Source organism: Sporosarcina sp. BP05 (assembly GCF_014282005.1).
Lineage (GTDB): Bacteria > Bacillota > Bacilli > Bacillales_A > Planococcaceae > Sporosarcina.
Genome location: NZ_JACFTD010000012.1, coordinates 20,516 through 46,248 on the forward strand (window position 1 = coordinate 20,516; position 25,733 = coordinate 46,248).

At 42.1% G+C, this 25,733-nt stretch carries 27 protein-coding genes; 8 read left to right on the forward strand and 19 right to left on the reverse strand.

All coding sequences use genetic code 11. The features are described from left to right. Window positions 1-5 precede the first annotated feature (5 nt). From H2672_RS13595 to H2672_RS13605, 3 genes are all read right to left on the reverse strand, one after another. Window positions 6-1,076, reverse strand: a complete 1,071-nt coding sequence (locus H2672_RS13595) for a D-alanine--D-alanine ligase (RefSeq protein ID WP_186672230.1) — start codon at window positions 1,074-1,076, stop codon at window positions 6-8. Between the two features lie 82 nt (window positions 1,077-1,158). Then, window positions 1,159-1,473: a DMT family transporter gene (locus H2672_RS13600; RefSeq protein WP_186672232.1), complete on the reverse strand. Its 315-nt coding sequence runs from the start codon at window positions 1,471-1,473 to the stop codon at window positions 1,159-1,161. After that, window positions 1,473-1,805 carry a DMT family transporter gene (locus tag H2672_RS13605; RefSeq protein WP_186672234.1) on the reverse strand — a complete coding sequence of 111 codons (333 nt, stop codon included), beginning with the start codon at window positions 1,803-1,805 and terminating at the stop codon, window positions 1,473-1,475. The genes H2672_RS13600 and H2672_RS13605 overlap by 1 nt, the downstream gene beginning before the upstream one ends. Window positions 1,806-2,077: 272 nt before the next feature. Here H2672_RS13605 and H2672_RS13610 point away from each other — a divergent pair, with 272 nt between their 5' ends. Beyond that, window positions 2,078-3,277, forward strand: coding sequence for an FtsW/RodA/SpoVE family cell cycle protein (locus tag H2672_RS13610; protein WP_186672236.1), 1,200 nt, complete (start codon window positions 2,078-2,080; stop codon window positions 3,275-3,277). Between the two features lie 103 nt (window positions 3,278-3,380). Here the strand turns inward: H2672_RS13610 and H2672_RS13615 are convergent, their stop codons facing one another. Continuing rightward, entirely contained in the window at window positions 3,381-3,521 is a 141-nt protein-coding gene (locus H2672_RS13615) for an Lmo0850 family protein (RefSeq protein WP_186672238.1), read from the reverse strand. 593 nt (window positions 3,522-4,114) lie between these two features. On the opposite strand from H2672_RS13615, the gene H2672_RS13620 reads away from it, so the two are divergent. After that, the gene (locus H2672_RS13620) at window positions 4,115-5,290 is read left to right on the forward strand and encodes an MFS transporter (RefSeq protein ID WP_186672240.1); all 1,176 of its coding nucleotides are present in this window, start codon (window positions 4,115-4,117) and stop codon (window positions 5,288-5,290) included. A gap of 83 nt (window positions 5,291-5,373) precedes the next feature. Here the strand turns inward: H2672_RS13620 and H2672_RS13625 are convergent, their stop codons facing one another. Then, window positions 5,374-6,672 (reverse strand): MFS transporter, encoded by a 1,299-nt coding sequence (locus tag H2672_RS13625; protein WP_186672242.1) that lies wholly within the window; start codon window positions 6,670-6,672, stop codon window positions 5,374-5,376. Between the two features lie 105 nt (window positions 6,673-6,777). Here H2672_RS13625 and H2672_RS13630 point away from each other — a divergent pair, with 105 nt between their 5' ends. After that, on the forward strand, window positions 6,778-8,016 hold the full coding sequence (locus H2672_RS13630; RefSeq protein ID WP_186672244.1) for a helix-turn-helix transcriptional regulator: 1,239 nt from the start codon (window positions 6,778-6,780) through the stop codon (window positions 8,014-8,016). A gap of 126 nt (window positions 8,017-8,142) precedes the next feature. Here the strand turns inward: H2672_RS13630 and H2672_RS13635 are convergent, their stop codons facing one another. Continuing rightward, window positions 8,143-9,468 carry an L-cystine transporter gene (locus H2672_RS13635; protein ID WP_186672350.1) on the reverse strand — a complete coding sequence of 442 codons (1,326 nt, stop codon included), beginning with the start codon at window positions 9,466-9,468 and terminating at the stop codon, window positions 8,143-8,145. A 233-nt stretch (window positions 9,469-9,701) separates the two neighbouring features. On the opposite strand from H2672_RS13635, the gene cls reads away from it, so the two are divergent. Beyond that, complete coding sequence (gene cls, locus H2672_RS13640; protein WP_186672246.1) at window positions 9,702-11,153, forward strand: cardiolipin synthase; 1,452 nt, start codon at window positions 9,702-9,704, stop codon at window positions 11,151-11,153. A 295-nt stretch (window positions 11,154-11,448) separates the two neighbouring features. On the opposite strand, the gene H2672_RS13645 is transcribed toward cls, so the two are convergent. Beyond that, a complete protein-coding gene (locus tag H2672_RS13645) occupies window positions 11,449-12,426 on the reverse strand; it encodes a M15 family metallopeptidase (protein WP_186672248.1) in 978 nt (325 codons plus the stop codon). Between the two features lie 115 nt (window positions 12,427-12,541). Between H2672_RS13645 and H2672_RS13650 the strand changes: the two genes are divergently transcribed. Then, on the forward strand, window positions 12,542-13,696 hold the full coding sequence (locus H2672_RS13650) for an MFS transporter (protein ID WP_186672249.1): 1,155 nt from the start codon (window positions 12,542-12,544) through the stop codon (window positions 13,694-13,696). Between the two features lie 147 nt (window positions 13,697-13,843). On the opposite strand, the gene H2672_RS13655 is transcribed toward H2672_RS13650, so the two are convergent. The 4 genes from H2672_RS13655 to H2672_RS13670 all read right to left on the reverse strand — a co-directional run bounded on the left by H2672_RS13655 (window position 13,844) and on the right by H2672_RS13670 (window position 16,103). Then, on the reverse strand, window positions 13,844-14,092 hold the full coding sequence (locus H2672_RS13655; RefSeq protein WP_186672250.1) for a hypothetical protein: 249 nt from the start codon (window positions 14,090-14,092) through the stop codon (window positions 13,844-13,846). A 98-nt stretch (window positions 14,093-14,190) separates the two neighbouring features. Beyond that, window positions 14,191-15,060, reverse strand: a complete 870-nt coding sequence (gene yidC, locus H2672_RS13660) for a membrane protein insertase YidC (RefSeq protein WP_186672251.1) — start codon at window positions 15,058-15,060, stop codon at window positions 14,191-14,193. Between the two features lie 161 nt (window positions 15,061-15,221). Beyond that, the gene (locus H2672_RS13665; protein ID WP_186672252.1) at window positions 15,222-15,575 is read right to left on the reverse strand and encodes a hypothetical protein; all 354 of its coding nucleotides are present in this window, start codon (window positions 15,573-15,575) and stop codon (window positions 15,222-15,224) included. Between the two features lie 81 nt (window positions 15,576-15,656). Continuing rightward, window positions 15,657-16,103, reverse strand: coding sequence for a GNAT family N-acetyltransferase (locus tag H2672_RS13670; RefSeq protein ID WP_186672253.1), 447 nt, complete (start codon window positions 16,101-16,103; stop codon window positions 15,657-15,659). Window positions 16,104-16,201: 98 nt separating this feature from the next. Here H2672_RS13670 and H2672_RS13675 point away from each other — a divergent pair, with 98 nt between their 5' ends. After that, window positions 16,202-16,702, forward strand: a complete 501-nt coding sequence (locus tag H2672_RS13675) for a GNAT family N-acetyltransferase (RefSeq protein ID WP_186672254.1) — start codon at window positions 16,202-16,204, stop codon at window positions 16,700-16,702. Between the two features lie 296 nt (window positions 16,703-16,998). Here H2672_RS13675 and H2672_RS13680 read toward each other — a convergent pair whose 3' ends face one another. From H2672_RS13680 to mntR, 5 genes are all read right to left on the reverse strand, one after another. After that, window positions 16,999-17,472 carry a DUF4064 domain-containing protein gene (locus H2672_RS13680; protein WP_186672256.1) on the reverse strand — a complete coding sequence of 158 codons (474 nt, stop codon included), beginning with the start codon at window positions 17,470-17,472 and terminating at the stop codon, window positions 16,999-17,001. Between the two features lie 703 nt (window positions 17,473-18,175). Then, window positions 18,176-18,457, reverse strand: coding sequence for a GNAT family N-acetyltransferase (locus tag H2672_RS13685; protein WP_186672258.1), 282 nt, complete (start codon window positions 18,455-18,457; stop codon window positions 18,176-18,178). Window positions 18,458-18,518: 61 nt separating this feature from the next. Then, window positions 18,519-19,409: a DUF1002 domain-containing protein gene (locus tag H2672_RS13690; RefSeq protein ID WP_186672260.1), complete on the reverse strand. Its 891-nt coding sequence runs from the start codon at window positions 19,407-19,409 to the stop codon at window positions 18,519-18,521. Window positions 19,410-19,476: 67 nt separating this feature from the next. After that, window positions 19,477-20,340, reverse strand: a complete 864-nt coding sequence (locus tag H2672_RS13695; RefSeq protein ID WP_186672263.1) for a CvfB family protein — start codon at window positions 20,338-20,340, stop codon at window positions 19,477-19,479. Next, window positions 20,340-20,765, reverse strand: coding sequence for a transcriptional regulator MntR (mntR, locus tag H2672_RS13700; RefSeq protein ID WP_186672264.1), 426 nt, complete (start codon window positions 20,763-20,765; stop codon window positions 20,340-20,342). Before mntR ends, H2672_RS13695 begins: the two co-directional genes overlap by 1 nt. A gap of 121 nt (window positions 20,766-20,886) precedes the next feature. Here mntR and H2672_RS13705 point away from each other — a divergent pair, with 121 nt between their 5' ends. Further along, the gene (locus H2672_RS13705) at window positions 20,887-21,042 is read left to right on the forward strand and encodes a lmo0937 family membrane protein (RefSeq protein WP_186672265.1); all 156 of its coding nucleotides are present in this window, start codon (window positions 20,887-20,889) and stop codon (window positions 21,040-21,042) included. 365 nt (window positions 21,043-21,407) lie between these two features. Here H2672_RS13705 and H2672_RS13710 read toward each other — a convergent pair whose 3' ends face one another. The 3 genes from H2672_RS13710 to H2672_RS13720 are packed head-to-tail and all read right to left on the reverse strand — an operon-like array spanning window position 21,408 to window position 25,011. After that, complete coding sequence (locus H2672_RS13710) at window positions 21,408-22,520, reverse strand: GNAT family N-acetyltransferase (protein ID WP_186672266.1); 1,113 nt, start codon at window positions 22,518-22,520, stop codon at window positions 21,408-21,410. A 27-nt stretch (window positions 22,521-22,547) separates the two neighbouring features. Next, entirely contained in the window at window positions 22,548-24,656 is a 2,109-nt protein-coding gene (locus H2672_RS13715; protein WP_186672267.1) for a heavy metal translocating P-type ATPase, read from the reverse strand. After that, window positions 24,643-25,011, reverse strand: coding sequence for an ArsR/SmtB family transcription factor (locus H2672_RS13720; protein WP_186672268.1), 369 nt, complete (start codon window positions 25,009-25,011; stop codon window positions 24,643-24,645). The genes H2672_RS13715 and H2672_RS13720 overlap by 14 nt, the downstream gene beginning before the upstream one ends. A gap of 210 nt (window positions 25,012-25,221) precedes the next feature. Here H2672_RS13720 and H2672_RS13725 point away from each other — a divergent pair, with 210 nt between their 5' ends. Beyond that, entirely contained in the window at window positions 25,222-25,641 is a 420-nt protein-coding gene (locus H2672_RS13725; protein WP_186672269.1) for a universal stress protein, read from the forward strand. Window positions 25,642-25,733 lie beyond the last annotated feature (92 nt).

A 25,733-nucleotide genomic window follows, 5' to 3' on the forward strand; every position in this document is an offset into this window, starting at 1 on the left:
CACACTCAATCCATCGTATATTGTAATGTTTGCTTTTCTGCATGTCGTTCTAGCGCAAGTTCGATTAGCCTGTTGATTAATTCAGGATACGCTACACCTGTTTTTTGCCACAATAGCGGGAACATGCTTGTAGGCGTGAAACCTGGCATTGTATTCACTTCATTGATCAGCACTTCGTTGTCCGCCGTAACAAAGAAGTCTGCACGGACAAGACCCGAACAGTCGAGCACTTTAAACGCACGGACAGCCATGTCTTCCATTGTCTTTTTAACTTCCTCAGTTACGGCTGCAGGAATGGCTAGCGTTGTGTTGCCATCTGTATATTTCGCTTCATAATCGTAAAATGCGGCGACAGGTTTGATTTCCCCCGACACTGAGCATAACGGTTCATCGTTGCCCATGACACTCATTTCGATTTCACGTGCAGTTACGCCTTGTTCAACGATGATTTTCCGGTCGAACTTCAGCGCTAGATCCACTGCTTCGATTAAACCTTCACGGTCCGTCGCCATGCTGATGCCCACACTGGAACCAAGATTCGCAGGTTTTACGAACATCGGCCAGCCGAGCTCAGCTTCCATTTTGTCGATTAACTGTTGTTTACCTTTAACCCATCCAGTACGGATAAAATGGACATAAGGTACTTGTTTCAATCCGGCTTGCGCAAATAATTGCTTCATCACGACTTTGTCCATTCCTGCGGACGATGCAAGGACACCGTTACCAACGTACGGAACATTCATTACTTCAAAGAGCCCTTGAACCGTTCCATCTTCACCATTCGTTCCATGTAGAAGCGGGAAAACAACGTCCAAATCGCCTGTTTCTCCGTTCAAGAAATCATGGATACTATCCGGCTTATTGCTGCCATCTCCATCAAGACGAAGTTCTTCAATCGTTTTCGCAGGGCATTCAAGTGATTCCCCTTTTCGCCACTCACCATCATACGTTATATAAACTGGAACTACTTCGTATTTATCAAAGTCGACCGCTTGTGTTACTGCCCGTGCAGTCGACAACGATACTTCATGTTCCGCTGACTTTCCGCCGTAGACCAATCCTAGTTTTTTCTTCATATTTTCCCCTCGCTATCTATTAGTTTCATTCCTTCAGTTTAACATGAACAGCTCACATTCATGATGATTTTATGTAAGTTATTCAACCAAACAACTTAAGTCCCGTAACTCCCGCAATGATGAAGGATAAAAACAGGAACTTTAGCGCACTTCGCTTTTCACGAAAAAAAACCATGCCAATTAGGACACTGCCCGCCGCACCGATTCCTGCCCAAACGGCATACCCTGTTCCGACGGGTAATTCTTTCATAGCAACTGACAATAAAAAGAAACTAAGTGCTGCTGTTAAAACAGTCAATGCAGTATATTTTTTATTTCGAAATCCTTCCGATAATTTCATCATAATGACAAATGCCACTTCGAAAAGCCCCGCAATGATTAAGATTATCCAAGACATTATTCAGTCTCCCCCTGTCCATCAGCAAGTTTTAGTCCAATGATACCAACTAGCAGAAGGACTAGAAAAAACAGTTTGCCAACACTGACTCCTTCATTGAATAGGACAATACCAACAATTGCTGTTCCAGCCGCACCTATCCCCGTAAAAATAGCATATGCAGTGCCAATGGGTATTGTCTCCATTGCTTTCGCGAACAGGAAAAAGCTAACTATGATGAAAACCAGCGTTACTATTGAAGGGAGAAGGACCGTGAAGCCCTGCGCTTCTTTTAATCCAATCGCCCAAATGATTTCAGTCATGCCTGCGATCAGTAAATAAACCCACGCCACAAAGAAAATCCTCTCTCATAACAATGTTAATAGCCCATAATTTTAGCACGTTCATCTTTCTAGGGGCAACTTCACAGCAGTCAATGCGTCCAATATGAGGAAATGCATCCTTGACTCGGATGAGCTATACTTAAGAATGCTAGATTAGATGAAAATTGATTAGCTAAGTTCATTGGATAATAATAAAAAAAGAAAACATCGGAACTCTTACTCCGTTATACTATTAAGTGTAGAAAGTAATCCTATTTTAGTGGAATTAAGGTGACTATATTATGAAAATACCTAATAAACCCGCAGATCGTTTTGACTGGACACTCGCATTTATCCTGCTGCTATTTTTCCTCGTCAGCCTATTTGCAATTGCTTCTGCCCAGACGACCGGCCAATACAAGATAGACTCTATCCCGAAAAACTTCGTACCTTCGCAAATTCAATGGTACTTTATCGGATGTGTCATTATCGCCATCACGATGTTTTTAGAACCAGATCAATATAAAAAAGCAGCGTGGGTTATCTACGGTGGCGGTGTATTTATTTTAGCCTTGCTAATCATTCTTCCGGATAGCATGGATCTTGTGTCAAAAAGAAATGGTGCAAAAAGTTGGTTTCACCTTCCTGGGGTAGGAAGCATCCAGCCCGCTGAGTTCATGAAGACATTTTTCATCATCGGTATGGCACGTATGATTACGGTACATCACGAAAAGTTTGCTAAGAAAACATTGAAGACCGACTTTTTTTTACTCGGGAAAATAATTGTTGTTCTGTTCTTGCCGTTGCTTTTCATCATGATGCAGACCGATCTTGGTACTGGACTTGTCTTCATAGCAATTACCGCAGCGTTCGTCGTTGTAGCAGGAATTACATGGCGAATAATTTTTCCAGTATTTATCGGGACTGCGACGATTGGAGCGACTTTACTGTGGATGACACTCTATGCGCAGGACTTCCTTCAAAACAAACTCGGTTTAAGACCATACATGTTTGAACGTATCTATTCATGGCTTGACCCTTATTCTTATTCTTCGAATGAAGGGCGTCATCTTATTACGTCACTCAATGCGATTGGTTCGGGCGAAGTTTTCGGGAAAGGATATAAAGGTCGCGAAGTGTACGTCGCAGAAAGCCATACCGATTTCATTTTTACGACAATTTCAGAAGACTGGGGTTTCATTGGCGCGAGTTTGGTTATTTGCTTGTACTTTTTCCTCATCTATCATTTAACGAAAATCACGCTTGAATTGAAAGATCCATTTAGTACGTATATATGCGCAGGTATTATTGCAATGATTACGTTCCACGTCTTTGAAAACATTGGAATGACGATTCAACTACTCCCGATTACAGGCATCCCACTGCCATTCATCAGTTATGGCGGTAGTTCACTGATGGGAAATATGCTCGCGATTGGATTGGTATTCAGTATGAAGTACCATCATAGGACGTATATGTTTAGTTCAGATGATGATAAATAAAGAAATACGGCTGGTGCTTGGAGTTTCGACACCAACACAAGACAAAAAAGCTTTGACGGGAAAATCCGTCGAAGCTTTTTTTGTCTACATACTATTACTTTCTTTATTGAGATTGAATTTGTGGGGCTTGTGCAAGTGGCGCAAGGGCTTTCAGCATTTCCAGACGGGATTTCGTCATCGTAGCCGAAACACCCAACTTCGCCAAGTTGGAGATGATCGTTTTCAAATCAACTTCTTTAGCCATCGTTTCCACCTCGACCTTTCTATTAGTTCTAGACGAATACGCATCAGTAAAGTTTCGTTCCACGGATAAAGTTAATCTTCAATCAGAGGGGGAGTCTTTATCCCCCACTGATTGTTAGTTTAACCATTCGGGCTTTTACGGGCAGTTGATCCCCCACTTTTTCTTCTCGTGTCCTTAAAGAATTGAAGTGGGGGTCTTACTGCCCGTTAATGCGGGATAAATGTTGTTCTATTTTGCTCATACTACAATCATACCACTCCTGTCCACTTTTTAATCTTTCATTATTGTTACAGTTGTTAACTTTTTGTAAATGTTTCATACATCAGTAGAGGTAATTTGATAAAAAATCTATTTTGGGGTGAGTTTTTGGGAAGAATGTCGATCTTTTTTGGTGGTGTTGTTTACTTTAGGGAGATTGTTGTTTTCTTTCCGCTTGTAGTTGTCTACTTCGAGCAATACGTCGTGAACTCGTAGTAGCGTCGTTTACTTTGTGCGATACGTTGTGAACTTACCACCTCCCCCCTTTTCATTGTCTGATTAGCACGCGGGGGGGTAGAATGAGTATATTGATTTAGTCGAAAGTGGGTTTGAATATGAAAAGAGCAATCCTTCTACTTATGTCCGTACAATTTTTCGTTTATCTTGGATTCGGTATCATAATTCCGATTCTTCCTGAAGTTATCTTGCAGCAAGGATTATCCGAGGTGCATGTTGGTGGATTGTTGACTGTTTATGCACTTGCATCCTTCTTTACTGCGCCGCTGTGGGGGGCTTTGTCAGACCGAACCGGAAGAAAAAAACTCATTTTAATAGGACTTATTGGTTTCAGTCTTAGTTTCTTCCTATTTGCTTTGTTCATCGAGAACTTACCGCTCTTATATGCGTCACGCGTTGTGGGGGGAGTATTCTCCGGTGCACTATATACCGCCGTTACTGGATTCGTTGCAGATATGACGGATGAAGAAAACCGCAATAAATATATGGGACTGCTTGGTATGTCGATTGGACTTGGTTTTATTTTCGGACCAGCAATCGGCGGTGTACTTGGTAATGTCAGTCTTCAATTACCATTCATTGCTTCTGGTACTTTAACAGTACTTCTTATGATTTATGCGGGAATTATTTTGAAAGAACCGGAGCGACGGGGTGAGGCGAATAAACGTGCACTCCTTCCAAAAGGCGGAGCTATGCTTTGGCAATATCGTATTCGCTATCTATTTCTATTCTCGTTCATGGTGACATTTCTTCTTGCTGGGCTTGAATCGACGTTCCAGCTGTTCCAAATCTCAAAAATTGAGATCACACCACTTCAGCTCGGTTACTTGTTTATGGCTAGTGGCTTTGTCGATGCTGCGATTCAAGGCGGTGTCGTCCGTCGTGTGAAAAATGGAACGGAAACGAAATGGATTATCGGGGCACAGATTGTTACAGCACTCGGACTTTTCCTTATTCCATTTTCATCAAGTCTCTTCTGGGCTGGCTTTTCGTTAAGCGTCTTCACTGCTGGTAATGCACTTTCACGAACAGTACTCGTTTCATTAACAACAAAAGAATCTGGTGGAAAATACGGTACGGCTGCCGGAATGACGTATTCCATGGACAATATGGGACGCATTATCGGTCCACTATTATTCACTTGGATTTTCACGCAAGAAGCCGGCAATATGTATTTCATTTCCGCGATTCTTGCAGTTCTATCCATTGCGCTAATCTTTGCGTTTAGGAAGTCTGCTAAATCGTTGCGAACTTTGGAGGCTGCTGCTGAATAACTAGCAAGAACATAAAAGGCAACCTCTCTAAAGTTGATGAGAGGTTGCCTTTACTATTTCACCTCAAGAAACGATGCAAATAATTATTCTGAAACAACCTCTGACTTCATCACTTTTAATTCCCCTAATTCCGGATGCGCTTTTCGCACGACAGATGGTCTTGCCAGGTATAAAACCGCGCCAATCAACAATAGACTTGAACCGATAAGAATCCACTCCGCTGGGAATATATCGTATAAGAATCCGTAGATAACTACTCCAAGCGGCATAAGTGCCATTGCCATCGTCTCGAGTATCGCAAAAACACGACCTTTATAATCATCATCAATCATTTTCTGCATCATTACTTGCATTGGTGTATTAACTATGATCATTGTTGCTCCAAAGCTAAACATGATGAACACGTATAAGCCAAACATAAAGCCATATTGCATAGGTATTAAAAGTGGCAGCGCAACGCTTCCCATAATGACACCCATTCCAAGAATGCCTCGCTTTGACACGAGCAGTGGATACTTTACTTCTTTTCGCATCGATAAATAGATGGATAACAGCAGCATTCCCACCGCGAATGCACCTTCTGTTAATCCAAAATGCGTAGAAACCATCTTCATTTTTTCAATAAGTATGAAGGAATAACCAACTAGGAATGCACCAAATAGGAAGTTGATGAACAAGGCAATCCAGATGAGCGTAATGAGAATCGGTTGTAGTTTTAAATAGGCTAACCCGGCTTTCATACTTTGTAACATCGATTCCTTCGGTTCCCCGACTATTACTTCTTTACGTTTCGCAAATAACTTGAAATTCATCGTTGATTCAAGGAAGACACCAATAATTGAAGCAATCATATACATTATGAGAAACACTGGCATCGAGACTGTTCCGTACAATAAACCACCTACCGCGGGGCTTCCGATTGACGCAAATGAAATAGACATCTGATTCAAAGACATCGCCTTTTGAATCCGTCCGTCATCAACGAGTCCCGTAATAGAAGAACTGAACGTCACGCTCGAAAATGTTGATGTAATTGATAAAACAACTGTTGTCGTATAGATTGCAACTAGGGATAAACCTGAAGTCAGACTGACGAGCAAGAGCCCCCCTATCGCAAAAGTAGAAGCGATTTGTGCTGTAATAACGATTGTCTTTCTTGAATACTTATCTGCCGCATAGCCCGCGAAAGGCGCAATAAGCGTCCTTGGTAACAGGCTACATATGAGGTTCATCGCAAAACTTGTCGCGGATCCAGTCACTTGTAAAATGTAAAAACTAATTGCAAAAGCGTACACTTGTGAGCCGAATGAAGAAATAAGCTTGCTGATGGTGAATGTCCATAAGTGATATGTTGCTTTTTTAAGCTTTAAAACCTCTTCCACGCAAACACCCCGTCCTGTAATGTTTAATTTCATTAAACAAATAATAACACTTTCCCCCTTCCATTACAAGCGAAAGTTTAATATAATTAAACTTTATTAAAAATCATGGAGGTGTGCCACATCGAAACGTTAGGTGAGCGAATACGTAAATTACGAAAACAACAGAAACTGACGTTAGAAACGTTAGCAGGTAATGAGCTAACGAAAGGCATGCTGAGCCTCATCGAGAACAATAAGGCCAATCCTTCGATGGAAAGCCTATCTTATATAGCGGAAAGACTTGGTGTGGAAGTGGTGGAGTTACTGGAAGAAGTGAGTACACAGGAATTAAGGGAAGTGTTGGACCAGGCCGAAAAACTGTATCATACCAAATTCGACGAAGTAACGGATGAATACGAACAGCTCATTGCCTTAGTTGAACCGTATGTTCCCAAGCTGTCGCAAGGCTATGAAGCGGCGCGTTTACTAGAAATGTACAGTCGTAGCCTATTTCGCGTAAAAAAAGAAGGTTGGCAAACCAATTCTGACAAGGCAGCCAGTATCTACGAAGAGATGAATATTATTCCACGCCGCGTCGACATCGGGATTTTTCGAGCGATGGTTAAATTTACAGCACATGATTATGCCGGTTCGCTAAAAATTATGCTACAGGAGCGTTCTGAAATCGAAATGAATCACGCATTCATTGATCCGATGACAAGAATCGACCTTGACTACCATGAAGCAATTCTTCATTATGCCGTGGGGGATACGGAATCGGCGAAACGGGTCATGGAAAGCGCTATCGAATTTTCCAAGGTACAGCGGGTTTTTTATAATATCGATAGCCTATATCGACTCGCCGCTATCCATGCGATGATGTCATTTGACGAAGAGAAGACATGGTTTTATTCAAAAAAACTCGAGCTGTACGGCCAATTTGCTGAGGATGAAGAAGCTTTCTTCTTTACAAAGTTTCTGAAAGTCCATCATCTGAATTCCTACAAGCATGCTTACGGTGAAGCTTTGCGTTTCCTAAAACCTTATATCAAAGAGCATGAAAAGGCCAAGGGTCACAGTCCATATCTTTGTTTGGAAAAAGGCAAAGCCCTTCATGGATTACAACGATACGATCAAGCTCTCGACTCCCTTGAAAAAGTAGTGATTGCAAACTATATTCACCACCCACTTGATCTGTCCATTTTCTATGAAGCTGATGCGTATATCGCTCGTTGCCACTTAGAATTAGGGAATAAAGAAGAGGCTATACGTTATGCTGAAAAAGCATTAGCCAATATTTCTGTTATGCCACATACCCCTTATAAAGATTTCATTACGGAAACATATAAAATGATTACAAAATAAAAATACCGCAGAAGACTGAGACGTCTTCCACGGTATTTTTTTAATTATATGATTGGTCGTAGCGAAATATGATCGGTCAAGCAAGCTATATAATCGTTCCATCACATTTTATGGTCGCTCGACGACTTATACTTCTGCCGTCTGTTTATCAAGAGGAGCATTGTACATATCTTTATCCAGTTCACCTGTCACACGTGCAGTTGTTACGCCTGCCGTCATCGAACCGCTAACATTCAATGCTGTACGACCCATGTCAATAAGCGGTTCTACTGAAATTAGAAGTCCTGCTAATACAACCGGCAAGTTAAGTGCGGATAGAACAAGGATGGCAGCGAATGTTGCTCCTCCACCAACTCCAGCAACTCCGAATGAGCTGATTGCCACAATAGCAATCAATGTAATAAGGAATGTTGGCTCAAGTGGGTTCTGCCCTACTGAAGGTGCAATCATCACTGCAAGCATCGCAGGGTAGATTCCAGCGCAACCATTTTGACCGATTGATAAGCCGAATGAGCCTGCAAAGTTGGCAATACCATCAGGCACACCGAGACGATTCGTCTGTGTATCGATGTTAAGCGGAAGTGTTCCTGCACTTGAACGTGATGAGAAGGCGAACAGTAAAGCTTCCCCTGCTTTTTTCACGTAAGTTATTGGGTTTAATCCCGACAGCGTAATAATGATTAAATGAATACCGAACATGACCAAGATAGCTACATAGGAAGCAAGTACGAACTTACCTAAACTATAGATAGCGGCAAAGTCAGACGTCGCTACGGTGGTAGCAATAATCGCTAAAATACCGTATGGAGTCAAGCGCAAGACAATCTTTACAACTCCCATGATTAAAGAATAAATCGCATCGATTCCTTTTTTCACTGTAGCTGCATTTTTTTCATCTTTTCTCGTAAGTGTCAAATAGGCAAATCCAAGAAATGCAGCAAAGATAACTACACCAATTGTTGATGTTGGACGTGCGCCGGTGAAATCAAGGAACGGGTTCGCAGGTAACAAGTCAATCAGCTGATCCGGTAACGTACGGTCTGCAATTCCTGCCGAACGTTCTTCTATGGAAGCGCCACGTGCAAGTTCAGCTTCGCCTTGCACAATTTCAGATGCATCAAGACCGAAGAGAAGTGTAACAGAAATCCCGATAACTGCAGCGATTGCTGTTGTTCCGATAAGGAGACCTAATATCAATCCGGCCATCTTACCAAAGTTCTTGCCAATCGTTATTTTCGTGAATGCCCCAAGGATTGAAATGAAAACGAGTGGCATAACTATCATTTGAAGTAATTTTACATAACCTGTTCCTATTAAGTTAAACCACGGAATAGATTCCTTCAACACTGCCGAATCCGTACCATATGCAAAGTGTAAAATAAGTCCGTATGCAATCCCAAGCCCCAGCCCGGTAAATACACGTTTTGAAAACGAAACCTTTTTGCGATGCATAGTATATAGTATACCGACGAGCAAGAGCAACCCGGCAATGTTCAGAATAAGTAATAATGTATTCACTTTTTTTCCTCCTACGTTTTTAGATAAGTGTATAGCTTTAATTACACTTTAAACCATCAATGTCTATCAGTCAAGTAGGTTTTATCTTAACTACCACTGTTACCTTCTTTTTTCTAAGTCTTCCGTTATACTAGTAAGATAAGCATTATATGTAAAGGAGGCCGCTTATGACTCAACTAATCAGTATTTCGGTGACGGCAGTTTTTATCTTAAATATATTTCTTGCGATCGCCCTTATCTTTCTTGAAAGAAGAGATCCCACCTCGACTTGGGCATGGCTCCTCGTCATATTTTTCATCCCATTTTTCGGTTTCTTCATTTATCTTTTACTCGGCAGACAATTGAGAGAAAAACATCTTTTCAGGTGGGAAGGACGCAGTAAAATTGGTATCGATCAATTGATTGATTATCAAATTGAAGCAATAGAAGAAGATACCCTCGAATTCAGGCTAGATGATACAGCCCACTACAAGGACATGATTTACCTTCACCTCAGGAATAACCACGCTGTCTTGACGCAAGACAATGATGTTCAGGTTTTCAACGATGGCGCAGCTAAATTTGACGCACTTATTCATGACCTTGAGCAAGCAAAAGATCATATACATTTTCAGACTTACATTTTCAAATTGGACACCCTTGGAACTAGGATACTAAATGTATTAATCCAAAAAGCGAAGCAAGGCGTTAAAGTACGTTTGTTATTCGATGATATTGGTTCACGAGGACTTCGCAAAAGGCATTTAAAAGAACTAATCGCTAATGGAGGGGATGTTGAAGCATTTTTTCCAGCTACCATGCCACTCATCAATCCCCGTATGAATTTCCGGAATCACCGGAAGATCGTTGTTATCGACGGTCGGATTGGTTATGTCGGCGGTTTCAATGTCGGCGATGAATATTTAGGACTGAACAAGAAGTTTGGCTATTGGCGCGATACACATCTGCGGATTGAAGGTAGTGCAGTGCACCCACTGCAGACAAGGTTTATATTGGACTGGAACCAGGCATCTGAAAAAAATGATATCGAATATGCAGAACGCTATTTTCCAGCTATCCCACGAAAAGGTTCGGTAGGTATGCAAATCGTTTCAAGTGGACCCGACTCTGAATGGGAACAGATTAAAGATGGTTATTTGAAAATGATTTTCATTGCGAAAAAGTATATTTATATTCAAACGCCTTATTTTATCCCCGACGTTAGTTTCCTGGACGCTCTGCGCATCGCCTGCCTTTCAGGGGTCGATGTACGAATAATGATTCCAAACAAGCCTGACCACATGTTTGTTTACTGGGCAACGTACTCGAATGTTGGTAAATTGTTAAAGGCAGGTGCCAAGGTTTATATTTATGAAAACGGCTTCTTGCATACAAAGCAAATTGTTGTCGATGATGAACTGTCAACTGTCGGAACTGCCAATATCGATGTGCGCAGCTTCAAATTAAATTTCGAAGTCAATGCCTTCATTTATGACCGTGAAAAATCACACGAATTAAAGGAACTGTTCGAACATGATATGCAATTATCGACCGAATTAACCTATGAAATGTACTTGGCACGTTCACAAACCATTAAAATAAAAGAATCGATTTCACGATTGCTTTCGCCGATATTATGAAAAACTAAAGCGCAAGCGCCTGTTACAAATGAATGCAGTCTAAATTCGCGACGTCGTGTCGCAACAAGGAGGGATGAAGTTCAATCCCTCCCCACTGCTTGACCTGCATCCTGAAGGCCCGAGTGGCGTTCTTTGCCACACAGCCGGACCGACCAATTAAGGACCACAGCCAAAGTACGCCGCATCCCGCGGGCCTCCAAGCCTTTAGGCGCTGGAATCTTGATGTAAACAAAAGGGACACACCGCTAATACGGTATGTCCCTTTTGTTTATGGAAATTCAAGTCGTCTATACGTTTATTGAACCCCTAAATATTCTTCTAGCGTTAGATTTCGTTTGAAGATTTTATCTGCAACTTCAATACCAACATAACGAAAATGCCAAGACTCATGCATATACCCCGTAACCTGTTCCTTTCCCTTTGGATAGCGCATAACGAAACCGAATCGGTGAGCATTTGCTGCCACCCATTTTCCCGCTTCTGTTTCCCCAAATGATGATGAAGCAAAATGCTGTTCGAAATTCACTTCCCCTATGTCGAACGCGAGCCCTGTTTGGTGTTCAGAATAGCCCGGGCGCGCACTGTACGTATCTGCCGCTTCTCTACCATCACGGGCAACATATCTGTCGTAAAGTGTCTTCTGGTATTCAAACGCGCGATAGGTGCTGAATGCATTGAGATTAAAATCTGCAAGTTTCGCTTCTGCCGCCATTTTTTCAAATGCCTCACGCGCTTTTTTGTCTTCTCCAGGTGCATAAGTTGCCGGAAGAGGATACTTTTTATTGGCAAGTAAAATCCCGTTTACAAACTTTGGTTCTTTAGGAAGCACCTGACCTTCAATATATCCTCCGTTATCAATCGTTGGAGTCGGTTTCACTTCGGTGCTAGATCCTGCACCGTTGTTTTTAGTTGGTTTGGATGGCGGATTTTTTTGCTCAGTTGGTTTCTGTTCAGGCATGACCTCCTGCACTTTCCCGGGTTCATCCTCTTCTGTCGTTACCCCAGCGTCCGGTTCTACTACTGATTCATCCGGTTGTTCTACAAGGCCTGGAAGTTCGATTGGCTCCGTTTCAGGGGTTGTATCCTCATTCGCAACAGACATACCTATGGCTTCCTTCCCTTTTTTAATACTTTTTTCTACATCCCAATCATTCATTCCGAGCCCAATTAGCAGACCTGTCATGATAACACCAGAAATAAGTAAAATAATCGTTAAAGTCTTGCCCTGTTTTTTCTTATTTTTTTTATTAGTATAGTTGCTTTTCCGTTTCATCAATAAGCCTACCTTCTCAATATATATCTATAGTCTACCATCATTTTTCTTTGTGGTCTGCGTATGCTATCATTTAATTTCACGATTATTGAAGAGTTTGTAAGGGAGCGATAGGATGAATAACCAAAGATGGCTTTCAATGAGTTTTTTCGCTTTTTTCTTTACTTGGGGCGTATTTCTTCCCTATTGGACCGGCTGGCTAACAATTGAAAAAGGTTTATCTGTAACAGCAGCAAGTTTCATTATGGGCGCTGGAATGATTGCGCGATCATTGTCGACATTGCTGGTCTTTCCATACCTAACACGAAAAATGTCCATGATAAGTGTGATGAAATGGATGTCTCTTGCAGCACTTATTTTAACGCTCCTCTACTTGCCAGATTCACCTTTCATCCTACTTCTTATTATTACCATCTTATTTAGTGCAGTCTATCCGATGATATTGCCTGCCGTCGAAAGCAGCGCATCTGTTTTAATGCAGACAGAAGGAATTCATTACGGAAAGAGCCGTTCGTTCGGATCAATTGGTTACACTCTCGCTTTGTTGTTAATCGGAGCGGCTACGGTTATCTGGACTGAGCAAGCAATCCTATACATAATGATTGTTGGATTAGCCATCGCAACGCTATTTTTCATGCGACCAGCACCAGAAGCTTTGCGATTAAATTCAGTTAATGACGACACTACGAAACGAGCCATCAATTTCAAATCACTCTTCACCTCCAAAGGGTTCGCAATCGTCATGATACTCGCTATCCTTTTACAAGGCGCGCATGCGTCCTATTACAACTTTGGATTCATCTTCTTAGATAATCTTGGTGTTAATGGCCTTTATATCGGAATTACCTTAAATATAGCAGTGTTATTTGAAATATTATTTTTCACACGCGCTGATCGATTGCTTGCAAATGTGAAAGTCTCTACGATGTTTCTGATTGCAGGAATCGGATCCACGGTGAGGTGGATACTTATTGCTTTATTTCCATATGTATCTGTTTTCATCGGTACTCAACTACTCCATGCCTTGTCGTTCGGCGTAGCCCATTTCGCGTTCATAAAATTCATTTCTGAAAAACTACCCCATGATCAAATTGCTACAGCACAAGGAATGTATGTGGCATTCGCGATGAGCCTTAGCACTGCAATTCTGACATTTTTGGGCGGTTACTTATATGACATTTCCCCTCGGCTCGCATTTCTCGGCATGATTATTTGTTCTGTTCCAGCTATCATCATAGTGCTAATGACTAGAAAGAAATATGCTTATTAATATAAAAGACGCTTACCGGAAATTTCAGTTCCCGGTAAGCGTCTTTTCTTTACCAATATATGTTGAAATAAAGAATTCCATTGAATCCGCTTCAGCTACCCCCTGAAAAGCAGCTTCGCTGTTTATACAATTATTCAGGTGTTCAACTTACCTGACTACATTAAATATAAGTAACACTACAAAAGCGAATCCGAAAAACAGTGACATCCATAACATCCATTTCGACTCACGTAACATACCCTGCTCACGAAATGATTTTGCCCGAGCCCCATTCGTCAATGAAAACAAAGCCACCATCGACAAAACAGCATTGTTCAAGTCGAGTTTGACGATGAAATAAACTGATGCCAATGCGGCTGCCACAATTCCGATTCCAAATAACCATTTAGTCTGCATATAGATAACCTCCCAAGGCTGTATAATCCACACCAAGTGAGCCTAGTAGCTGATTGTTCTAATCCGGCTAGAAAAAAAGCCGAAGATTTCTCTTCAGCCTACTTGCGTTTTTTGTCTTTAGTGTTTGTTTTTTTCACTTCTTCTATTACTGTTTCTGTCACTTTTTCCTTTTCATCTGCAGGTATAACTTCTTCAGCACCTTCTACAACCGGTTCAGGATGCTTGTAATAGAACTTGCGGCCCAAATACGTTTGGAAGATAAGGAGTAGTCCCCCAACCGCCCAGTAAAGAGGTAATGCTGCCATCGCTTTGAATGAAATGAACATGATCATAATCGGCGATAAGTAAATAAATGCTTTCATCTGTTTCTTCTGCTGTTCCGGCATTGTCCATAGTGATACACGCGCTTGTACGAAGTAGACCGCACCAGCAAGTACCATCATAATCATATCGGGTTCTCCAAGATTGAACCAAAGAAACTCATGTGTTTGTACTTCTGTAGAATTGAGGATTGCAAAGTACAGACCCATGATGATTGGCATCTGGATGACTAACGGAAGACAACCCATATTAAGCGGATTGACACCATGCTTCGAATAGAGCCCCATCATTTCTTGCTGAAGCTTCGCTTGCTCCTCTTTTTGTTCTTTTTCTTTCGCTTCTTTCAAACGCTTTTGAATGTCTTCCATCTCGGGGCGAAGTCCATCCATTTTAACTTTCATATTCTGTTGCGACTTATAATTCTTCAGCATTAGCGGCATAAGGATCAACCGAATTAATACCGTGATGAGGATAATCGACAGACCGTAACTTCCATTGAAAAAATCACTGAAGAAATGCAGTAACCAATCCATAGGCTTAACAAAAAGATTATAAAATGTGCCTTCTTTGTTCTCGATGCCTGCACAACCGCTTAGAAAAACAGCAGTGGTCATTAGCATCGTGACTAATCCAATTTTCTTCTTCATTAGATTCACCTTCACTATTTCAAACTATTAAAAATTATACCTTACCTAGCTCTCTAATTACAACGATTGACCATTCAAGAATTATTTTTCTTCCTGTGGAATCGAATAAAAAAACGCTTCCATGTTTGGAAGCGCCTTTTGTTTTGTGCAATCCCTCAACTTTATTTGTTGGATTGTTCCGAACTCGGGTCATTCTTTTCTTTTTTATGGTAGAGTCCATCTGTTTCAGGGGTCATCTTCACATCATCTTCAACTTCTTGGTTATAATAATGGACGCTCGTTTGAGCACCTTCACTTACCATCTTGTTATCTTGAAGATCATATGGATCCGAATGACCGACTTTAGTTTCAGGACATCGATTCAATTTTTGTGATCCAATAAATGAATCAACTTTTGTTTTCATGTTGTTAAAAGCCACTTGTGCCTTATCCCTATTTTCTTTTTTACTGAAGTAGGCATAAGCCCCCGCCGCCATCGTTGCAAGTAATAAATTATTATTTCGTTTACGAGCCATTAAAATCATTCCTCCCAGATTTAATGAAAATGCATTATACAGAGAGTATACCCTCATCTGCCAGCTTAGAAACTTTCATTTTTATTTGATTGATAAAATCATATCCACGTGTGGAATTCCACCATCTTCATATGGCTCCGAGATCGCATTAAATCCATGCTTTTCATAAAACCCAACTAGATGGTGCTGGGCCTGCAGACGAATCTTTTCAGGTTTCCAATGGTTCTTCGTAAAGGCAACACTTTTCTCCATTAGAATGTGCGCAAGCCCTGTGCCCCTTCTATTCTCTCTGATGATGACCCGGCCAATGGATGGCTCCATATACTTAACATTTGCCGGAAGAAGCCGTGCATAGGCGGCCAGTCCTTCCTCATCGCTACAGAATATATGAATTGCATCGTAATCATGACCATCAACTTCATGATACGCACAATTTTGCTCCACGATGAACACATCAACACGCAACTTCAACATTTCATATACTTCATGACCACTTAATTCCCTAAACTCGTGATAAGTCCACTTCATATAGCTTCTCTCCCATATATATCATTTACATTACATTGGTAGTTTTTAGCCTAGTTATTTGTTATGATAGCAAAAAGAAATGCAGAGGTGACAGTGCAATGATCCGACCAATGACTGCCATGGATAGTATGCACGTTCAACAAATTGTTTTTAAGACTTGGAGCGAAACCTATAAAGATAGTATTCCAGCAGAAATCCAAAAAGAGTTTATCAATCGCTCCTATTCAGAAGCGATGCTATTGAAACGTATGGAGAAAACGTATGTGTTAGTAGCAGAATGTGAAGGTATTCCTATTGGTTTTTCTAGTTTCACGAAAAAAGATGAAGATGGCGATTCTGAATTGACTGCTATGTACATTTTACCATCACACCAGAAAATGGGCTATGGTAATAAGCTAGTTAAGTATGCTTTGTCGCTACTTTCGGAGGCACAGCAATTATTTGTTTATGTGGACGAACGCAATGCAATTGGACGAGCCTTTTATGAGAAACAGGGCTTCGAACTACTTGATGTCTTTGATGAATATTTCGAGGGCCATCCTGTGGTCACGGCCCAATATGTATTTTATATTCATTCCCCTGCACTTGCCTTGCAATAAGAATAGCGGAAAGCGCCGTTTAGACGCGACAGGCATAAGTCGAGCCAGCGACGTGGCGCTTTTTTCCACATAGCTGGATTGCTTTCAAGGAACCTAGCCTAAGTACGCCGCGTCCTGCGGCAATGGCTACGTGACCCACATCCTGTGGTCCTCAGAGCGGCTGGCGCCTGGAGCTAGACAATAACAAAAGCGAAAGGCACCTGGAGCTAGACGCTATTCTATGTCAAAAAAACTTATACTTTCTTATCTTTTTTAAAAAACACTTTCCCCCAATTGGAAGGAAAGTGTTTTTATTATTATAAAGGTCTCATCATTCCATCATATTTATCATCCACGAGCTGCGATTCATCTGTTAGCGCTGGTTTCTTTGTAAAACAAAGGATACCCACGATATAAAGAAGAATTGAAGTCAACGAAAGAATTCCGGCAGTCAATCCAGCAATAATGAACATAGTCCCGGCAAGCTTAGGATTTTTGTTCTTCCAAATGTTCACGATTCCAATTATCGTCAAGATCAAACTAATGATTAAACTGATAATGATTAACCACATAAACCCACCTATGACTCCAAACGCTCCATACATTACTTCTATATGTTCAGGTGTTAATGTTGGATCCATCAACAGCATTTCCGCTTCGAACTCATCCTGAATCAACGGGTCCGATTTCAAATAGTTAAATAAAGCCAGTAATGCGAAACTGATAAATACGCCTATTGTCGTCAATACGACGCTTATAATCGATAATACCTTTTCTGCTGTGCGACTCATGAAATACACCTCTCTCTTAATCTATATATGATTATACGTTCAACTGTAGAATAGGTTTCACTTTCCCCAAAAATACATGACTAAAATGTCACGTCTGTTGATTAACAAAAAGTAACCAGCAAATAGCTTGATCACACACTGAGTGCTACTTATATAAATGACTTTGTATTGCTTTGGATTAAATGGCTTCTATACGATTACCGGGATGTCTGGATATGTAGGGATGCGACAGGCAATTATTCGCAACAGGATTACTGAAAAGAGTGTGGCTAGAAGTGACGGAGGCACTTCTAGCCACACTAGGACACCTCAGTAAACCTGTCATAAATAGTTAACCGTAAGCGGGCCGAAAATAGTCCAGTGAAAATGAAGGTCATCAAGCCCTACTCACCAGTTTTTTATGCAAATAAATGGTTAATCAACAGATGTACAAAAATGTTTGATTAATAAGTGAATGGGTATTCTGTATATACGCAGGCATTATAGCCCGAAATAGGAAAGGGGACGATACAAATGGAGAAGAAACTGATTTTCAGTCAAGCCGACATGATGTATACTGTCGCCAGCGCTTCTGTGTTAACCAGCATAGTGTACTTCATTATTTTACTGTGAGGGATATGAATGAGTCGAACTTTACCTTGTGAAATTTAAAAGGCAATCCTTAGTTTTATAACTAAATGGATTGCCTTTTATTATTCTTTTTTCACACTTTTACGTCATCATACTCTTTGTAACGTTCAAAAGCTGTTACAACATACGAACAGACAGGCTCCATTTTTAACTCCTGTTCACGCGCATAACTAGCCGCACGATCCAGTATTTTTTTTGCAACGCCTTGCCCTCGAAGGTCCGGTGAAACGAATGTATGATCCATCACCATGACATCCCCAAGAATCGTCCATGTAATTTCTGCAAGCATCGCTCCATCTTGTTCATAACGGAACGCGAATGCGTCCCCACCCAATTCAACAAATTCGAATTCCATCTAAACTACCCCTTTTCAATAAATTCTATTTTTCAAGACAACACTGTACTTCGCTGTCCACTTACTTAAACCAAGACTGAACGGATTCGAATAGGTTCGCAAAGAACTCCTTAACACTCGCCCAAAAACTAGGATCTATGTCGCCGAGCGTTTCTTTAATTTTCGATGTCATATCCGATAATTGCTCGGATAACTTATTGAAATCGATATCTAAATTCCGAATTCTATCCATTAAGTCTATGAGCAGTTGGCGATCGGCATCACTTAAATTGATATTAAGCTTTGTCATTTGCTCAGTCACAATTTTTGCTACTTCTTCTTTTGTCGCTGGGTTTTTCTCTGAGATTTGTTTTTTGATCTCCGTCAAAAGTTCGGCTACTTTTTCACTTTCTACACCGGATTCTTTTGCAAATTTTGTTGCAAGATTCAATTCATCATTTGCGACGTCTGTTCGTTTCGTATCAAGTTTTTCACCAGACACTTCATATGCTTTGTATATACCAACGAGTGCGGAATGACCTGTTACTCTTTTCGGCGCTGCCACTTCGACAACCGCGTCTTCAATTCCAGCCGTCAGCATAGCAGTCGCATATATTTCTGACGTTACTTCTGTAATATTATCTGGCGTAACAATCGTGATGACAAGCCCTTTGCCTTTTTCTTGCCTTGTGATTTTAGCAGAAGAATACATTCTTGCTTTACCATTGCCATTTTCAATATATTTCACAAGGTCACTGCCGTCAACGGATATTTCTTCAACCTCCGCTTCCTTTGCAACACCAAGACTTATCTTCACACTTTCCTTCTCAGCATCCGATAAATCCGCGCCGTAAACGACGATCGGTACACCAAGCTTTTCATTGATGACTGGATCTTCTGCATGTACAGCAGTCGGAACCAAGATTCCGATAGCCAGTACAGCTGCCACTATCATTGTAAGTAGACGTTTCATGTTGATTCCCCCTTCTTTCTAGGAATTAATACGATTCGAGGTTGCTAAAGGTTCCCGAATTTCGGTATTATTTCAACAATGTCCATCCTTCACTCTGTTCAATTCTGCCTTCTTTCATGAGTTTACCAAGTGCGCGTTTGAACGACGCTTTACTCATTTTGAACATTTCTTTTATTTCGTCAGGTGTTGATTTATCCGTGAACGGCATGCGTCCATTGACTTCATTCAAATAACGAAGAACTTTTTCAGCATCGTCTCCCTGACGCTCCTCTTTACGAGGCAACATTGATCCGTTCATTGTCCCATCTTCACGGACGCCAATAATACGCACAGTCATTTCCTGCCCTAAGCGTGGTTCCCGTTCTTGCTCCGTATTGTGGATAAAGATACGGTAATTCTCTGGAATACTGAGCATAAACGAACCAACTGGCAACAAGCGGTACGCTCTTGCCTTCAAGTCCATGTTAAATGCAGATGCTGGCGCTTCGGCAATTTGTTCCAATACGCGTTCTTCTGTAGCAAGTCTGCCAAAAATAGTACCGCCCAAATCCATTCGAAGCGTCATGTACAGTGCATCGTCTACCTTCGGCCATAGAGCCCGTACTTTCGGCATGTCATTTTTATTCACAAGCACTTCAATTGAAGAACCGATATCTACGAAGACTCCTTCATGATCATCCACACGTATTACACGCGCCCAGCCAAATGTCTCAGCCGTCATATGTGGCATCTGCATCGTCGCTGAAAGCTCTCCACGTCTGTTCATGTAAAGGAAAACGTTGACAATATCCCCTTCTTGAATATTTTCGTCTGCATCAGATGCGTTCAACATAATATGTTCTTGTTCGCCATCGCCACGCAATATCCATCTTGAACCGTCCTGCTCTAATACTTCTAACTCCACTGCATAGCCTGATTTAAGTTGTTCCATTATTTATCTACCTCTTTCTTTTGATCCATTACACGTAATTTCCTAACAAATTCATCGTCTTGTCCCATCGCTTCAACTAGATCGGTTATTCGATCCATCGCATTCCAGCTCAGGTGATGTTCAATTCCTTCCACGTCTCCATAAATATTTTCTTCATCGACTCCAATAATACGAAGAAACTGTTCAAGAAGATCATGGCGACGCACAAGCTTTTTCCCGAATGAGAACCCTTTCCCTGTCAATTCAAGACCTTTGTAGCGCTCGTAAACAATATAGCCTTCCTTGTCGAGACGCTGGGCCATTTTTGTAACAGATGAAGGGAGAACCGCCAAGGATTCAGCAACGTCCGATACACGCGCAACGCCCTTTGCTTCGATATGCAAATAAATCTGTTCAAGATAGTCTTCCATACCTGGTGTTGCCAACTGTACCGCCTCCAGTATGTATACCCAGTCTCTTTCCCAATAACTACTTTTCAATCGCCCCAAGTTTAACTTTAAATTGGCAGGGGTATATATTGAATACATCAGAAAAGGGGTGATTCACATGGGTCGAATTATATGGTTACTAATTGTAGCATTATTCGTGTTTTGGGTGTTAGGTCTTGTATTCAAGATTGGTGGAGGACTCATTCACATTCTTCTAGTTATCGCGATTATTGTATTTATCTTCAACCTCATAACCGGAAAACGAAGCGTCTAACGAAAGGGATGTCGACATTAGTCGGCATCCCTTTTTAGGCCTACACGATGTAGGTCAGGCAGCTGTTGCCACAGGACGCGGCGTACTAAGACTGCATTCCTTTCACTGTCTAGCTTCAGGCGCCAGACGCTGGGCCCACACGAAGTGGGTCATGCAGTCGTTGCGACACGATGTCGCGACTTTAGACTGCCTTCCTTAAAGACCTCCAGCGCTTGTCGGGGCTGGACGGCGCCTTCCGCATATCTTGTCTAGCTTCAGGCGCCAACCCCTCGAGTCGCTTCAGTCTTTAAGATAAAGGCAAAGGGCGCCTTTTTCTTAAAGACCTCCAGCGCTTGTCGGGGCTGGACGGCGCCTTCCGCATTTCATTAGTCTATTTTCGCATAGATACATGTATTTCGTAAAACATTACCATCGGGTGATAAGGAATCTTGTTTCAAAATCCCTTCGAGATTGAACCCCGCACGTACTGCGACACTTCGACTTTTCATGTTTTCTTCATCACAACGAATTTCTATTCTGCGCGCTCCAAGTTTTTCGAAAGCGAATTTTTCAATACGTTTAACAGCTTCTGTCATATAGCCCTGACCTTCAAATTCTGTTGCGAGCCAGTAGCCAATCTCGAATTTCGGAATCGACCAATCGATTCGATGCAGTCCCGACGAACCAACAAACTTCCCAGTTTCTTTATGGTAAACATGGAAGCGCAGGTCTTGTCTTGTGATGAAATTTGCAACTGCCTTTCGCAAGCTTTCTTCTGTCATATGCAGCTCAGGTTCCGGTTGCGCCCATGGCATCCACTTGCGAAGCGCAGGTAACGAATTCCTAATCGCGTTCCAAGCATCTGTTGCATCACCAAGTTCAGGAGCCCGAATGACAAGCCGCTCTGATTCAAATGAATCCGTGAAATCCGGGATACGAGGAGAAGCTGCATAATCTCGTGATTTCTCTCCGTCTTCCCAAATCACAGGCGTCGTCGTTCCCGCCATGAAATCTTCCCGCGTAATACCGTAAGTCACTGCATCATAATAGGAATGCTCTTTAGGCGAAAACCAAGCTTTCCGAAGATGTGCTTCCTTGACAAAACCTGCACGTTCGAACGTTTTTCGCATCGCGAGATTATCTTGTCTCGTATGACCTTCAAGACGTATTTTCTTACCTTGCAACCCGAATACATATTCCGCGACAAGTCGTAGAGCCTTCGGGCCGTAGCCATATCCCCTCGACATATCTGCAATACGTAAATCGAACAACGGAATATCATCTTGCAAGTCGTAAATTTTTACGATTCCTACTTTTTCTCCGGCGTCATTTTCCACCCAGAACGTTTTCACTTCGTCCGACTCATAGCCGCCCTCTTCTATTGTTTTTTCAATCAAATGACGTCCTGGATCAGAGTTACCGTGGTAAGGCCACGTATTAGTTGTCATGAAATGAATAAGTTGCTCCTGCTCTTCCATTGTCCACTCTTGTAAATACATTAGAATTCGCCTCCGTATAGAACCTACTTACTTATGAACGCGCAGCAATCGCAACGAGTTCAGCACAACGAGTAGCGTGGCACCCATATCCGCGAAGATGGCAATCCATAATGTCAGCCAGCCGGGAATGATAAGAAGCAATGCTATAATTTTTAAGCCTAATGCAAACATAATGTTTTCCTTGATGATGCGCAATGTTTTTCGGCTTAATTTTATTGTATAAGGTAGTTTCCCTAAATCATCTGCCATCAGGGCAATATCTGCTGTTTCCAATGCAGCGTCTGTACCCGCTCCCCCCATTGCTATCCCAACGGAAGCTGCAGCTAAGGCAGGTGCGTCATTGATGCCGTCTCCAACCATGGCAACACGACCATATTGGTCACTCAATTGCTTAATCGCTTTCAACTTGTCTTCTGGCATCAACCCTGCGCGTACATCCGTAACGCCCAACTCAGTAGCAATCGCTTCAGCCGTTACCTGATGATCGCCTGTCAGCATGACTGTATGACGAATCCCTATACTTTTCAGTTGTTTAAGGACGTCACGACTTTCCGCGCGTATAGGATCCGCCACGGCTAGCAGGCCGCTAAATTTAGTACCTGTTACAATCGCCATGACAGACTTTCCTTGACGTTGAAGAGTTGCCGCTTGCTTTAACATTGATTCTGGCAATGCAGAAAGTTCCTGTGCCCAGCTTAGGCTGCCAATATAGGTCGTCATGCCATCAATTTCAGCATAAGCGCCTTTTCCGGTAACCGATTGGAAATTGGACACATCGACTTTCTGTGCGCCATGTTGATGCGCATAATCGACGACCGCTTTCGCAAGAGGATGCTGTGACATTGATTCGACTGCTGCGATTGCGCTTAGCAATTGCTCTTGAGCAACTTCTTCACTTACGATAAAATCTGTTACTTCAGGATACCCTTTCGTTAATGTTCCGGTTTTATCGAACGCAATAACGTCAAGCCTTCCTGTTTCTTCGAGATGGATACCGCCTTTAATCAGCACGCCTTGACGTGCCGCATTACCTATCGCTGTGACAATCGCAACCGGCGTAGAAACAACTAGTGCACACGGACAACCGACAACGAGTACTGCAAGACCTTGATAGATCCACGCATTCCAATCCCCACCAAGCAATGGGGGTATTATGGCTACGAGAATGGCAACCACGATGATTGCAGGTGTGTAGTATTTCGCGAATTTATCAACGAACTTTTGCGATGGCGCTTTTTCTGCCTGCGCATCCTCAACAAGATGGATGATCTTCGCGATTGTCGTATCACCAACGAGCTTCGTAACCGTTACTTCAAGTGCACCCTCTTCATTGAGCGTACCCGCGAATACATTATCACCGGATGTTTTCACGACCGGGATGGATTCCCCTGTAATCGCCGCTTGATTGACCGTAGATGAACCCGTTAGGACAGCACCATCCATAGCAATTTTCTGACCTGGTTTTACGATTAGAATATCGCCGACGATAATATCTTCTGTCTGAAGCTCCACAAACGCTTTCCCACGTTTTACGAGGGCGGAAGGCGGTGCAATATCCATCAATTGACGGATGGACTGCCGTGCTTTATTCATTGAATAGGCTTCCAACGCTTCACTAACTGCAAACAGGAAGACGACAACCGCACCTTCACGCCATTCACCAATGATCGCAGCGCCAATAATAGCAATCGTCATCAGCGTTTTCATATCGAATTCAAAACGGACCAGATTTCGCAGTCCCGTTTTAAAGATACCCATTCCACCAATTACAATGGCGATTGCGAATAAAGTTATAGCCGCCGGATGCGTTTCTGTATAGCGAAACGAGACAACCATTCCTATTAGTAAGAACAGCAGTGAAAAAAGCGTGACTAGATTTTCTTTCCGTTTAAAGAAAGACGTTTTCGGCTCAATTTTCTTATTTTGAAGCGGGACAACTTTAATGCCATCAAATGCACCTGCAGCTTCGAGATCTTCAATCGTTGCGCTACCGCTGAACGCTAATTTTGATGCGCCGAAGTTCACTTGTGCATCCTCAATAGAAGGCAGACTTTTAACGTTTTTTTCAAACTTCATCGCACAACTGGCACACGTTAGATTCTCCAACCTGTATTCTTTCTTTTCAACCGTTGCCATGCCCAACACCCTCTATCGTATGCTCATGTGCGACTTTCACGAGTTGATGGACGTGATCGTCTGCGAGCGAATAGTAGACCATTTTTCCTTTTTTCCTTGATTTAGCAAGTGCTTGTTCGCGCAAATAACGTAAGTGATGGGAAGCAGTCGCGACGGAAGAACCAATCACTGCCGCAACATCGCATACACACATCTCTTTCTCCAGTGTCAGCGAAAAAGCAATTTTTAATCTTGTTTCATCTGCCAATGCCTTAAATATCGCGACCGCCGCCCCCATATCAGGGAGCGCCTTTTGCACACGACTTACAACTTCTTCATGAACCGTGGTCACTTCACAAACTTCTTTTACCGTCATATTCACACCTCATTCAAATGGTCGTTTGATTAACTTTAGTATATGCAATCCCTTTTGCAATTGCAAGGCTAATCAAACAGTGGTTTGAATATGTATTTCCCCTTTTTGTTAATTGCTGAAATAAAGGGTTTAAGCCGATAGATGTAGAACATTTATACTTACTAACAACTTAACTTTACATAAATCAGCCACATGAAAGAAGGGATTCCGATGTATAAACGAATATTAGTCGCGGTCGACGGCTCAGTAAATTCGCACCGCGCAGCCAAACACGCCGCTCAACTTGCCTCGTTATGTCCAGAAGTGGCCGTTGAACTTCTCTATATCCTTGAGTTTGACCGAACACGTTCAGATGTAGTCGATAATGCCAGCAGTGATGATCTCCATATCGATCGCAAGCAGCGACTTATCCCTATTGAAGAGGCTTTCGAGCAGTTCAAAGTTCCCCATAAGCTAGTCATCAAACACGGTGACCCTGGCCCCATCATCGTTCATTTCGCCAATAGCGGTGAATTCGACCTAGTCGTTCTTGGTAGCCGGGGTCTAAATACATTTCAGGAAATGGTGCTCGGAAGTGTCAGTCATAAAGTCGCAAAGCGCGTGACAGCACCGGTTTTGATCGTTAAGTAAAGAAGCTTGTTGCAGTGGTAAAAATAATGCTCGGGTTTACTAGAGACTTCAGAAATTTACCCGTGTTTTCAAAGTTTCAACACGTAAAAAGC

Coding starts and splice junctions, on each gene's coding strand:
- H2672_RS13630 (WP_186672244.1), top strand. CDS start 6,778: ATGGAGGTGTGCCACATCGAAACGTTAGGTGAGCGAATACGTAAATTA.
- H2672_RS13680 (WP_186672256.1), bottom strand. CDS start 17,472: ATGAGTCGCACAGCAGAAAAGGTATTATCGATTATAAGCGTCGTATTG.
- H2672_RS13650 (WP_186672249.1), top strand. CDS start 12,542: ATGAATAACCAAAGATGGCTTTCAATGAGTTTTTTCGCTTTTTTCTTT.
- H2672_RS13725 (WP_186672269.1), top strand. CDS start 25,222: ATGTATAAACGAATATTAGTCGCGGTCGACGGCTCAGTAAATTCGCAC.
- H2672_RS13610 (WP_186672236.1), top strand. CDS start 2,078: ATGAAAATACCTAATAAACCCGCAGATCGTTTTGACTGGACACTCGCA.
- H2672_RS13705 (WP_186672265.1), top strand. CDS start 20,887: ATGGGTCGAATTATATGGTTACTAATTGTAGCATTATTCGTGTTTTGG.
- H2672_RS13685 (WP_186672258.1), bottom strand. CDS start 18,457: ATGGAATTCGAATTTGTTGAATTGGGTGGGGACGCATTCGCGTTCCGT.
- H2672_RS13620 (WP_186672240.1), top strand. CDS start 4,115: ATGAAAAGAGCAATCCTTCTACTTATGTCCGTACAATTTTTCGTTTAT.
- H2672_RS13690 (WP_186672260.1), bottom strand. CDS start 19,409: ATGAAACGTCTACTTACAATGATAGTGGCAGCTGTACTGGCTATCGGA.
- H2672_RS13670 (WP_186672253.1), bottom strand. CDS start 16,103: ATGAAGTGGACTTATCACGAGTTTAGGGAATTAAGTGGTCATGAAGTA.
- H2672_RS13675 (WP_186672254.1), top strand. CDS start 16,202: ATGATCCGACCAATGACTGCCATGGATAGTATGCACGTTCAACAAATT.
- H2672_RS13665 (WP_186672252.1), bottom strand. CDS start 15,575: ATGGCTCGTAAACGAAATAATAATTTATTACTTGCAACGATGGCGGCG.
- H2672_RS13715 (WP_186672267.1), bottom strand. CDS start 24,656: ATGGCAACGGTTGAAAAGAAAGAATACAGGTTGGAGAATCTAACGTGT.
- H2672_RS13645 (WP_186672248.1), bottom strand. CDS start 12,426: ATGAAACGGAAAAGCAACTATACTAATAAAAAAAATAAGAAAAAACAG.
- H2672_RS13595 (WP_186672230.1), bottom strand. CDS start 1,076: ATGAAGAAAAAACTAGGATTGGTCTACGGCGGAAAGTCAGCGGAACAT.
- H2672_RS13655 (WP_186672250.1), bottom strand. CDS start 14,092: ATGCAGACTAAATGGTTATTTGGAATCGGAATTGTGGCAGCCGCATTG.
- H2672_RS13615 (WP_186672238.1), bottom strand. CDS start 3,521: ATGGCTAAAGAAGTTGATTTGAAAACGATCATCTCCAACTTGGCGAAG.
- H2672_RS13635 (WP_186672350.1), bottom strand. CDS start 9,468: ATGCATCGCAAAAAGGTTTCGTTTTCAAAACGTGTATTTACCGGGCTG.
- H2672_RS13710 (WP_186672266.1), bottom strand. CDS start 22,520: ATGTATTTACAAGAGTGGACAATGGAAGAGCAGGAGCAACTTATTCAT.
- H2672_RS13720 (WP_186672268.1), bottom strand. CDS start 25,011: ATGACGGTAAAAGAAGTTTGTGAAGTGACCACGGTTCATGAAGAAGTT.
- H2672_RS13600 (WP_186672232.1), bottom strand. CDS start 1,473: ATGTCTTGGATAATCTTAATCATTGCGGGGCTTTTCGAAGTGGCATTT.
- yidC (WP_186672251.1), bottom strand. CDS start 15,060: ATGAAGAAGAAAATTGGATTAGTCACGATGCTAATGACCACTGCTGTT.
- H2672_RS13695 (WP_186672263.1), bottom strand. CDS start 20,340: ATGGAACAACTTAAATCAGGCTATGCAGTGGAGTTAGAAGTATTAGAG.
- cls (WP_186672246.1), top strand. CDS start 9,702: ATGACTCAACTAATCAGTATTTCGGTGACGGCAGTTTTTATCTTAAAT.